Genomic DNA, 9,897 nt, shown 5'->3' on the forward strand with positions numbered 1-9,897 from the left:
GCCCAAGGTCCTGTGCGGACGCGCTGCCGGCGATGCGGCCGAAAGCCTCAAGCCCGTTCACGGCATGGCCTGCGCCCTCCCGCACCACTGCTTCCTGCAAAGCAGTATCGGACGTGAAGAGATTCACGTCGCTAAAGGGCGGGCTCTGGTTCTGGATTTGGTCGTCGTGGCGCATCGTTGGAGCGGCCATCGTTCCAGCCTGCCAAAGACTGGTTAGAGGAAGCTTACGCTATTTTGAGCCTAAACTTGCCGTCAAAGCTGTCCCGGCCTATACAGTCCCTTTAATGAGCATTGCGGCCGAAGCTCCCCCTCTCTCCTTTCCGCACCGCCACCTTCTGGGAATCCAAGGCCTTTCGCGGAACGAGATCACGGCACTTCTCGACCTTGCGGGAGAAGCCGCCGACCTCAATCGCCGAATCGCGAAGAAACGGGACGATCTTCGCGGTCGCACCCTCATCAATCTCTTCTTCGAAGCCTCGACCCGGACCCAGAGCTCTTTCGAGCTGGCCGGCAAGCGGCTGGGCGCCGACGTTATGAACATGTCGGTCTCGACCTCCTCGGTGCAGAAGGGCGAGACCCTGATCGACACGGCCGTCACCTTGAACGCGATGCGCCCCGACCTTCTGGTCGTGCGTCACCATGCGGCCGGCGCGGTCGAGCTCCTGGCGCAGAAGGTCGATTGTTCGGTGATCAACGCCGGCGATGGCAGCCACGAGCACCCCACCCAGGCGCTACTCGATGCCCTGACCATCCGCCAACGCAAAGGCCGCCTCGCCGGGCTCATCGTGGCGATATGCGGCGACATCCTGCATTCGCGCGTTGCGCGCTCCAACATCATCCTGCTCAATACGCTCGGCGCCCGCGTCCGCGTCATCGCGCCCTCCACCCTGCTCGGCCGCGGCATCGAACGCCTCGGCGTGGAAGTCTACACCTCGATGCGCCAGGGCCTTCAGGATGCCGATATCGTCATGATGCTGCGGCTCCAGCGCGAGCGCATGTCGTCGAGCCTGGTGCCGAGCCAGCGGGAATATTTCCATTTCTTCGGCCTCGACTACGACAAGCTCGCTTGCGCCAAGCCTGACGCGCTGATCATGCATCCGGGCCCGATGAACCGCGGCGTGGAAATCGACTCCAATGTCGCCGACGACGCGAGGAGCGTCATTCGCGAACAGGTGGAGTTGGGCGTCGCCGTGCGCATGGCCGTGCTCCAGGCCCTTGCGCGCAACCTACCAAACAACCGATGACCATGACGCCCCACAGTCCCGGCCAGCGCTCGACCCAAGCACGCACGGTATTGGTCAATGCGCGCCTGTTCGACCCGGCTTCCGGTCTCGACCAGATCGGCGGCGTCCTCATCGCCGACGGCAAGATCGCCGATCTCGGGTCTCATGTCGGCGCAGACTCCTGCGGCAACGCGGAGATCATCGACTGCGGCGGCAAGATGTTGGCGCCGGGCCTCATCGACATGATGGTCTCGACCGGCGAGCCAGGATACGAGCACCGCGAAACGCTTGCCAGCGCCAGCCGCGCCGCCGCCGCAGGTGGCGTGACCACGATCGTCTGCATGCCGAACACCGATCCCGTGATCGATGACGTCGCGCTCGTCGACTTCATCCTGCGCCGCGCGCGAGACACGGCTTTGGTCCACGCGCACCCGATGGCTGCGATGACCAAGGGTCTTCTCGGCGAGGAGATGGCGGAGATCGGACTCTTGCGCGAGGCGGGCGCGATTGCCTTCACCAACGGCAAGACGAGCCTCGCCAATGCCCGCGTTATGCGCAACGTCCTGGCCTACGCCAAGGACTTCGACGCGCTGATCGTGCATCATCTCGAAGATCCGCATCTCGCCCAAGACGGCGTGATGAACGAGGGCGAGATCGCGACGCGGCTCGGCCTGCGCGGCATCACGCCTGCGGCAGAAACGATCATGCTCGAGCGCGATCTGCGCCTCGTCGAGCTCACCGGCGCGCGCTATCACGCCGGCCAAATTTCCTGCCGTGCATCGCTTGAGCTGATCGGCGCCGCAAAGGCGCGCGGCCTTCCGGTCACTGCTGCGGTCTCCATCAATCACCTGACCTTGAACGAGAACGACATCGGCTCCTATCGGACCTTCTTTAAGATGCGGCCCCCGCTCCGCGCCGAGGAGGACCGGCTCGCGATGGTCGAAGGCGTCGCGAGTGGGACCATCGACGTCATCGTGTCCGCCCACGATCCGCGCGGCGCCGAAGGCAAGCGCCGCCCCTTCGCCGAAGCTGCCGATGGGGCCGTTGGGCTTGAAACTCTGCTAGCTGCCGCGCTCCGCCTCTACCACAACGGCGAGGTCGATCTAGCGACGCTGCTCAAGGCGCTTACCGCCAACCCGGCCAAACTTCTCGGCCTCGCCAGCGGACAGCTCATCAAAGGCGCGCCGGCCGACCTTGTCCTTGTCGACCTGGCGGCGCCCTGGGTCGTGGAACCGGAGCGCCTGTGCTCGAAATCGAAGAACACGCCCTTCGACGGCGCGCGCCTGGAGGGCCGCGTGCTGCTGACCCTCGTTGCGGGGAGGACAGTCTACAACTACGCTGATCAGCAGCAAGCCGCCTGACGGCGCGAGAACCGAGGGATGGCCGTGTCTTTCCCCGCCGATATCAGCAATGCCCTCCTTTATGGTCTCGTCTTCGCCTGCGGCTATCTGCTCGGCTCCATCCCTTTCGGTCTCATCCTCACCAAACTTGCCGGTCGCGGCGACATTCGCGCCATCGGCTCCGGCAATATCGGCGCGACGAACGTCTTGCGCTCCGGCAGCAAGGCACTGGCCGCCCTCACCCTTGTGCTCGATGCGTTAAAGGGCACGGCCGCGGTTCTGATCGGCGCGCATTGGGGTCCGGAGACCGCGATGCTCGGCGCGCTCGGCGCGTTTCTCGGTCACCTCTTTCCGGTGTGGCTCGGCTTTCGCGGCGGCAAGGGCGTCGCCACCTATATCGGCGTTTTGCTCGGGCTTTATTGGCCGGCCGCCCTCGCCTTTTGCGGGGCATGGCTCCTGATGGCCCTTGTCACGCGGTACTCCTCGCTGGCGGCGCTCGGCGCGAGCGCGGTCCCCCCGATCATACTCGCCGCAAGCGGCGACTGGGAGATGGCGACGCTCGCTCTCTTCTTCACCGCGCTCCTTGTCATTCGCCACGCATCCAACATCGGACGTTTCCTCCGAGGCGAGGAGGGCCGCATTGGCGAGAGCAAGCTCTGAGGGCAAGCGCGATCGCGGCGTGCGTCTCAATGACGCCAGCGCCTGAGTTGGCTCAGGCTCATTCGCAGCGAGAATATCGGACCCGCCACCGAGTTTATTATTGGGGGGTTACCCGAACCTGCCATGCCGATCTGCCTTAGAGTGTGCTTTCGTCTTTCAACGTCGCCCGCAGAATTCCGTTATTCCAAGAGCTGCCGCGCCAGCAGCCGGATTTACCTTAACAGACTGCAAGTTGTGTTTGTTATTCGATGCGACTAGAAGTTGTCAACCGGCGGCGGCCGAATTTGACACCGGGCGATGGAAACACCATTTTCCGCAGTTAGTAGGGACCGTCCCGGCCCTTAAGCCCTGAGCCTGACGCAATTTGCGCGGCTAGGAAGTCTCATGAACATCGTCATCGTCGAATCGCCTGCCAAGGCAAAGACCGTCAACAAGTATCTCGGGCCCGGCTACAAGGTCATCGCCTCCTATGGGCATGTGCGCGACCTGCCCTCGAAAAATGGGTCGGTCGAGCCCGACAAAGACTTCGAGATGCACTGGGACGTGGATCCCAAGTCGGCCAAGCGCCTCAACGAAATCGCCCAGGCGGTCAAAGGCGCCGACAAGCTGATCCTCGCAACCGACCCCGATCGCGAGGGGGAGGCCATCTCCTGGCACGTCCTCCAGGTGCTCGTTCGCAAGAAGGCGCTGGACCAAGTCGCCGTCGAGCGGGTGGTCTTTAATGCGGTCACAAAAGAGGCCGTGCTGGAGGCGATGCGGCACCCCCGCGAGATCGACGGTCCCTTGGTCAATGCCTATCTCGCCCGCCGCGCACTCGACTATCTGGTGGGCTTCACCCTTTCCCCCGTGCTCTGGCGGAAATTGCCGGGCGCCCGTTCCGCCGGCCGCGTGCAGTCGGTTGCGCTCCGGCTCGTCTGCGACCGCGAGCTCGATATCGAGCGCTTCAAGACGCAGGAATATTGGTCGATCATAGCCCATCTCGCGACCGCCAAGGGCGAGACCTTCCAGGCACGCCTTGCGGCCGTCGCCGGCAAGAAGCTCGAGAAATTCGATATTCCGGATACCGACGCAGCCGAACGTCTGAAGGCCGCTCTGGAAAATGGCCGCTCCACGGTCAGCAATATCGAGAGCAAGCAGCATCGCCGTCACCCGGCTCCGCCCTTCACCACCTCGACATTGCAGCAAGAGGCCTCGCGCAAGCTCGGTCTCTCGCCGCGTCAGACCATGCAGCTCGCGCAAAGACTGTATGAGGGTGTCGATCTCGGCGGCGAAAGCGAAGGCCTCATCACCTATATGCGCACCGACGGCGTGCAGATCGCGCCGGAGGCCATCACGGCCGCGCGGAAGCAGGTCGAGAAGCTGTTCGGTGCGCGCTACGTCCCCTCCTCGCCGCGGGAATATCAGACCAAGGCGAAGAACGCGCAGGAAGCGCACGAGGCTATCCGGCCCACCGATTTCACCAAGGAGCCTGATAAAGTCGCTCGCTATCTCGAGCCCGACGCGGCGAAGCTCTACAAGATGATCTGGCAGCGGACCTTAGCGAGCCAGGCGTCCAGCGCGGATATCGAGCGCACCACCGTGGACATCGATGTGCAGGGCAGCGACGGCGCCGCCTATGCGCTAAAGGCCACCGGCTCGGTCGTTCGCTTCGACGGTTTCCTCAAGCTTTATGAGGAAGGCGTCGACGATATCGCAGGCGAGGACGGTGCGCGTCTTCCAGCCCTCGCCACGGGCGAAAAGCTCGACGCAAAGCAGATCGAAGCCAAGCAGCACTTTACCGAGCCGCCGCCGCGCTACAGCGAGGCGACACTCATCAAGAAGATGGAAGAGCTCGGCATCGGCCGGCCCTCAACCTATGCCTCGACCTTGAACGTGCTGCGCGAACGCGAATATGTGCGCATCGACAAGAAGCGGCTCTACCCTGAGGACAAAGGCCGGCTCGTGACCGCCTTTCTCGAGAGCTTCTTCCGCCGCTACGTCGAATACGATTTCACCGCCGACCTCGAGGAGAAGCTCGACCTCATTTCCGCCGATCAGCTGTCGTGGAAGGATGTGCTGCGGGACTTCTGGCGCGAGTTCATTGCGGCCGTGGACGACATCGGCGATCTGCGCATCACCCAGGTGCTCGACGCTCTGAACGATCTGCTCGGGCCGCATATCTTCCCCGAGCCGGCCGAAGGCGGCGACGCGAGGGCTTGCCCCTCCTGCGCCGAAGGCCGCCTCAGCCTCAAGGTCGGACGCTATGGGGCCTTTATCGGCTGCTCGAACTATCCCGACTGCCGCTTCACCCGCCAGCTTGCCAATACAGGGGAGAAGGGCTCCCTCAACGGCGAGGCGAAGGTGCTCGGCGTCGACCCCGTAAGTGGGCTTGACGTCACCCTGCGCAGCGGCCGCTTCGGCCCCTACGTCCAGCTTGGCGAGGCCGAGGGCAAGGAGAAGCCGAAGCGCGGATCGATCCCCAAGAGCTGGGATCTTGAATCGATCGATCTGGAGCGCGCGCTTGCGCTCCTGTCGCTTCCACGCGAGGTCGGCGCGCATCCCGAGGGCGGCAAGCCCATCACTGCGGGCTTCGGCCGCTTCGGGCCGTTCGTTCAGCATGACGGTAAATATGCGAGCTTGTCCGATCCCGAGGAGGTTTTCTCGGTAGGACTCAATCGCGCGGTGAGCCTGCTCGCCGAGAAAGCCGCGAGCCGCGGCCGCCGCAGCGCCAATGTCATCAAGGAACTCGGAGACCATCCCGAGCTTGGCGGCCAGATTCAGGTGCTAACGGGCCGCTACGGGCCGTATGTGAAGCATGGCAAAATCAACGCGACGGTCCCCAAGGACCACGAACCGGAAAAGTTGACGGTCGAGGAAGCCGTCGCCCTCATCGCCGCCAAGGGTGGAGACACTCCGAAAAAGTCGGTACGGAAGAAGCGCAAGCAAAGCAAAGACACCATCGAAGAAACGGCGGGTTAAGCGGGGGGCTGTGACGAAATCTCGGGCGCCTGCACGCAGCAAGACGGCAGGCAAACTTCCCTCGAAGCAAGACATTCTCGATTTTCTCAAAGCGTCGACGGCGAAGCCCGGCAAGCGTGAGATTGCGCGCGCCTTCAACATCAAGGGCAACGACCGCGTCGCGCTGAAGGAACTCCTCCGCAGCATGGCCGATGACGGCCTAATTGCGGGCTCGCGGCGGGAGCTCGCGCGACCGGATGTCGTGCCGCAAGTAGCGGTGATCGATATCGTCGAGCGCGACCGCGACGGCGAGTTCATTGCTCGTCCTGCCAACTGGGAGGAGAAGCAAGGACCGGTCCCGCGCATTCTCGTCATCAAGGAGAAGAGCAATACAGGACTAGCGGCAGGCATCGGAGACCGTGTGCTTGCGCGCGTTGCTGAGCGCGGCGGCAACGCCGACTATCCCTATCAGGCGCGCGTGATCAAGCGGCTGGCACGAGCGACGCAAGGCCTGCTCGGAATCTTTCGCAAGCTACAGGGTGGCGGCGGCGTCATCGATCCAATCGATCGCAAGCAGTTGCGCGAATGGAGCGTTCCGCGCGGTCAAACGGGCGACGCCGAAAACGGCGAACTCGTCCGCTTCGAGATCGCGCGTGCATCACGCTTCGGCGCGCAGAGCGCTCGCGTCACAGACCGGCTGGGCAGCCCCGAAGCCGAACGCGCGACGAGCCTCATTGCGATCCACACCCACGGCATTCCCGAAGTGTTTTCCGACGCCGCGCTCGCCGAGGCGGAAGCTGCTGCTGAGCCCGACGCGAAGCGCCGCGAAGATCTGCGCCACCTTCCCTTCGTCACCATCGATCCCGCCGACGCCCGCGACCACGATGACGCCGTCTGGGCCGAGCCCGATCCCGATCCCGCCAACCGCGGGGGCTGGGTCGTCATGGTCGCGATCGCCGATGTGGCGTCCTACGTGAAACCCGGAAGTGCCCTCGACAGAGAAGCGCGCAAGCGCGGCAACTCAGTCTACTTTCCAGACCGCGTCGTGCCCATGCTGCCCGAGCGCATTTCCAACGACCTCTGTTCCCTGAAAGAAGACGAGACACGGCCCTGCCTCGCCGTGCGCATGGTGTTCGACAAGGATGGGCGGAAGAAAAGCCATCGTTTTTTGCGCGCCCTGATGCGCTCGGCCGCGAGCCTCGCCTATCAGCAGGCGCAATCCGCGATTGACGGACGCCTGGACGCCGTCACCGAACCTCTGCTCAAAACGGTGCTGCGGCCGCTTTGGGGCGCCTATGCGAGCCTCGTGCTGGCGCGGACCGAGCGCGCCCCGCTCGATCTCGATCTCCCGGAGCGCAAGATTCTGCTCGATGAGAAGGGCAAGGTGCGCGACGTCATTACCCCTCCCCGCCTCGACGCGCACCGCTTGATCGAGGAGTTCATGATCGCCGCCAATATCGCGGCGGCCGAGACGCTCGAAGCCAAGCGCACGCCGCTGATCTACCGTGTCCACGATGCACCGTCGAAGGAGAAGCTCGCCTCCTTCGCGGAATTTCTCGGGACGATCGGACTGTCCTTCCCGAAAGCAGGCACGTTGAAGCCGTCGCATTTCAATCGCATCCTCGCGCAGACCCGCGGGTCAGAGACCGCCGACCTTGTTTCCGAGGTGGTGCTCCGGAGCCAGTCCCAGGCGGAATATGCGCCGGGCAATTTCGGCCATTTCGGCCTCAACCTCAGGCGCTACGCGCATTTCACCTCGCCCATTCGCCGTTACGCCGATCTGATCGTGCATCGCGCGCTGATAAGGGCGCTCGACCTTGGTCCCGATGGCTTGAGCGACGTCGAGATCGCCGAACTCGAACCGATCGCGCAAGCCATCTCCGGCACGGAGCGGCGCGCCATGCTGGCGGAGCGCGAGACCGCCGACCGGCTGATCGCAGCCTATCTCGCCGATCGCATTGGCGTGCGCTTCCAGGCGCGGGTGTCGGGTCTCGTGCGGTCAGGCCTATTCGTGCGGCTCGCTGAAACCGGCGCCGATGGTTTTGTTCCGGCGTCGTCGATCGGGCATGAATATTTCGTCCATGACGAAGCGCGCCAAGCTCTCGTCGGCGAGGACACTGGTGCCGCCTTTCAGCTCGGCGATTCCGTGGAGGTAAAGCTCGTCGAGGCGATCCCGACCGCAGGCGCCCTCCGCTTCGAGATGCTGAGCGAAGGCCGCCTCATCGGCGGCAAGCCCAAGCGGCGGCCGGCGAGCAAAACCGGCCGCCCCGTTCAGCGACAAAGTCGCACTCGCAAACGCCGCTAAAGGTGCCTAAGTAAACGCCTGCAACTGCAAAGGTATGACGGTATGCAAAAGACTGTTGAGCCCGCGAACGTGAACCTTCCGCAGCGCGATGGACGCGCCACCGGCGAACGCCCCTTGCTGCGTTCAATGCTACGAGGCGCGCTGCTGCGCTGCCCTGCCTGTGGCGGCGGTTCGATGTTTGCGCGTTATCTGAAGGTCGTCGACGACTGTCCGCGCTGCGGGGAGGCGCTGCATCATCACCGAGCCGACGACGCGCCCCCTTATTTCACCATCTTCATTGTCGGCCATATCGTGGTGGGCCTCGTCCTCTTCGTGGAGATGGCTTACCGCCCGGCTTTGTGGGTGCATGGCCTGCTCTGGCTGCCCTTGACGATCATCCTCGCCGTCCTCTTCCTGCCGCCCGTGAAGGGCGCCCTGGTGGGCCTGCAATGGGCTCTCCTCATGCATGGCTACGACCCCAATGCCGAGGAGGAGACGATCGACGCCTTCGAGCCCCTTCCCGAGGACAGCCGGGCCCGAGGCTAACAGCCTCCACGGCTTGACTTCCCGTTTCTACAGAGTAGGTTTCGCCCTCTTCAGTTAGCCTGCCCGAGGACGATATGGCCAAACCCGTCACCCAGAAGATCAAGCTCGTGAGCACCGCCGGCACGGGTTATTACTACGTGACCAAGAAGAACCCGCGCAATCAGACCGAGAAGCTGATGTTCAAGAAATACGACCCGGTCGTGCGCAAGCACGTCGAGTTCAAGGAATCCAAAATCAAGTAGTTGGGGAGTCTTTGGGGTTCTTGGGTTTCCGGCCCGCAGCCAAAGGCTGAAGCGGCAGCTCCGAGATATTCTATCTGACCTAAACCAACGACGAAGTGTCGTTGATTAGGTGGCCGGCCGAAACGCGACGCTTACGAGGAGGCCACTCAGCCGCGCTCCGGCCGGCCGAACCCCACGGACCCAGGAGATGCGGCGGACCTGAGCATTCCGCAGGGTTATCCGAAACTGACCGTAATGTGGGGCGCGCTTAGGCCTCTCGCGCTGGCGCCCCCCAGCCTTGTACATTGTGCCAACTCGTCGGCACCGGATGGAGCATAGACGAGCCCGCAATTAAGCGGAAACAAATTTCTTCAAATGCTTAATACGCCAAAAGATGAGGCAGTGTAAAGCCTTAAGGAGAAGCGTTCAACTGCTGCCTCAAGGTCGAGCTCCGCGCACGCAGGGCGGTCCATCGTTATACGGTGATTCGGGAAAAGCTGTCCGCAGACCCACTACGCGGCATCTGCCACGACGCGGTTGCGGCCATCGCGCTTTGCGCAATAGAGCGCCTGGTCCTGCCCGCTTCAGAATGAGCTCAGGGGTATCGTCCGGGAATTCCAGCGCAGCAACCCCTACGCTTGCCGTAACCTGCAGCGTCCCGATGCGCTCGCCGGCGTGAAACGGTG

8 protein-coding genes and 1 pseudogene are annotated in these 9,897 nt (G+C 63.5%); 8 read left to right on the top strand and 1 reads right to left on the bottom strand.

Features of this window, described 5'->3' with window-relative positions; translation table 11 throughout:
• A pseudogene (locus tag ACR2J1_RS03890) lies at positions 1–190 on the bottom strand (DNA alkylation response protein); the annotation flags it as partial.
• Between the two features lie 94 nt (positions 191–284).
• Between ACR2J1_RS03890 and ACR2J1_RS03895 the strand changes: the two are divergent.
• The 8 genes from ACR2J1_RS03895 (at position 285) to rpmG (ending at position 9,232) form a co-directional block, all read left to right on the top strand.
• The gene (locus ACR2J1_RS03895; protein WP_434018038.1) at positions 285–1,244 is read left to right on the top strand and encodes an aspartate carbamoyltransferase catalytic subunit; all 960 of its coding nucleotides are present in this window, start codon (positions 285–287) and stop codon (positions 1,242–1,244) included.
• On the top strand, positions 1,241–2,584 hold the full coding sequence (locus tag ACR2J1_RS03900) for a dihydroorotase (RefSeq protein WP_434018039.1): 1,344 nt from the start codon (positions 1,241–1,243) through the stop codon (positions 2,582–2,584). The genes ACR2J1_RS03895 and ACR2J1_RS03900 overlap by 4 nt, the downstream gene beginning before the upstream one ends.
• A gap of 18 nt (positions 2,585–2,602) precedes the next feature.
• The gene (plsY, locus tag ACR2J1_RS03905; RefSeq protein ID WP_434018040.1) at positions 2,603–3,223 is read left to right on the top strand and encodes a glycerol-3-phosphate 1-O-acyltransferase PlsY; all 621 of its coding nucleotides are present in this window, start codon (positions 2,603–2,605) and stop codon (positions 3,221–3,223) included.
• Between the two features lie 42 nt (positions 3,224–3,265).
• A complete protein-coding gene (locus ACR2J1_RS03910; protein WP_434018044.1) occupies positions 3,266–3,481 on the top strand; it encodes a hypothetical protein in 216 nt (71 codons plus the stop codon).
• A 126-nt stretch (positions 3,482–3,607) separates the two neighbouring features.
• Entirely contained in the window at positions 3,608–6,181 is a 2,574-nt protein-coding gene (gene topA, locus ACR2J1_RS03915) for a type I DNA topoisomerase (protein WP_434018041.1), read from the top strand.
• A 10-nt stretch (positions 6,182–6,191) separates the two neighbouring features.
• Positions 6,192–8,465: a ribonuclease R gene (rnr, locus tag ACR2J1_RS03920; RefSeq protein ID WP_434018042.1), complete on the top strand. Its 2,274-nt coding sequence runs from the start codon at positions 6,192–6,194 to the stop codon at positions 8,463–8,465.
• A 126-nt stretch (positions 8,466–8,591) separates the two neighbouring features.
• Positions 8,592–8,990, top strand: a complete 399-nt coding sequence (locus tag ACR2J1_RS03925; RefSeq protein ID WP_434018045.1) for a DUF983 domain-containing protein — start codon at positions 8,592–8,594, stop codon at positions 8,988–8,990.
• Between the two features lie 74 nt (positions 8,991–9,064).
• Complete coding sequence (rpmG, locus tag ACR2J1_RS03930; RefSeq protein ID WP_434018043.1) at positions 9,065–9,232, top strand: 50S ribosomal protein L33; 168 nt, start codon at positions 9,065–9,067, stop codon at positions 9,230–9,232.
• Positions 9,233–9,897: the final 665 nt, after the last annotated feature.

It is taken from the genome of Methyloceanibacter sp. (assembly GCF_050999895.1).
Classification (GTDB): Bacteria; Pseudomonadota; Alphaproteobacteria; order Rhizobiales; family Methyloligellaceae; genus Methyloceanibacter.

Bases quoted from the DNA above. Each gene is read 5' to 3' on its own strand.
- ACR2J1_RS03895 (WP_434018038.1), top strand. From the start codon at position 285: ATGAGCATTGCGGCCGAAGCTCCCCCTCTCTCCTTTCCGCACCGCCAC.
- ACR2J1_RS03900 (WP_434018039.1), top strand. From the start codon at position 1,241: ATGACCATGACGCCCCACAGTCCCGGCCAGCGCTCGACCCAAGCACGC.
- plsY (WP_434018040.1), top strand. From the start codon at position 2,603: ATGGCCGTGTCTTTCCCCGCCGATATCAGCAATGCCCTCCTTTATGGT.
- topA (WP_434018041.1), top strand. From the start codon at position 3,608: ATGAACATCGTCATCGTCGAATCGCCTGCCAAGGCAAAGACCGTCAAC.
- ACR2J1_RS03925 (WP_434018045.1), top strand. From the start codon at position 8,592: ATGCTACGAGGCGCGCTGCTGCGCTGCCCTGCCTGTGGCGGCGGTTCG.
- rpmG (WP_434018043.1), top strand. From the start codon at position 9,065: ATGGCCAAACCCGTCACCCAGAAGATCAAGCTCGTGAGCACCGCCGGC.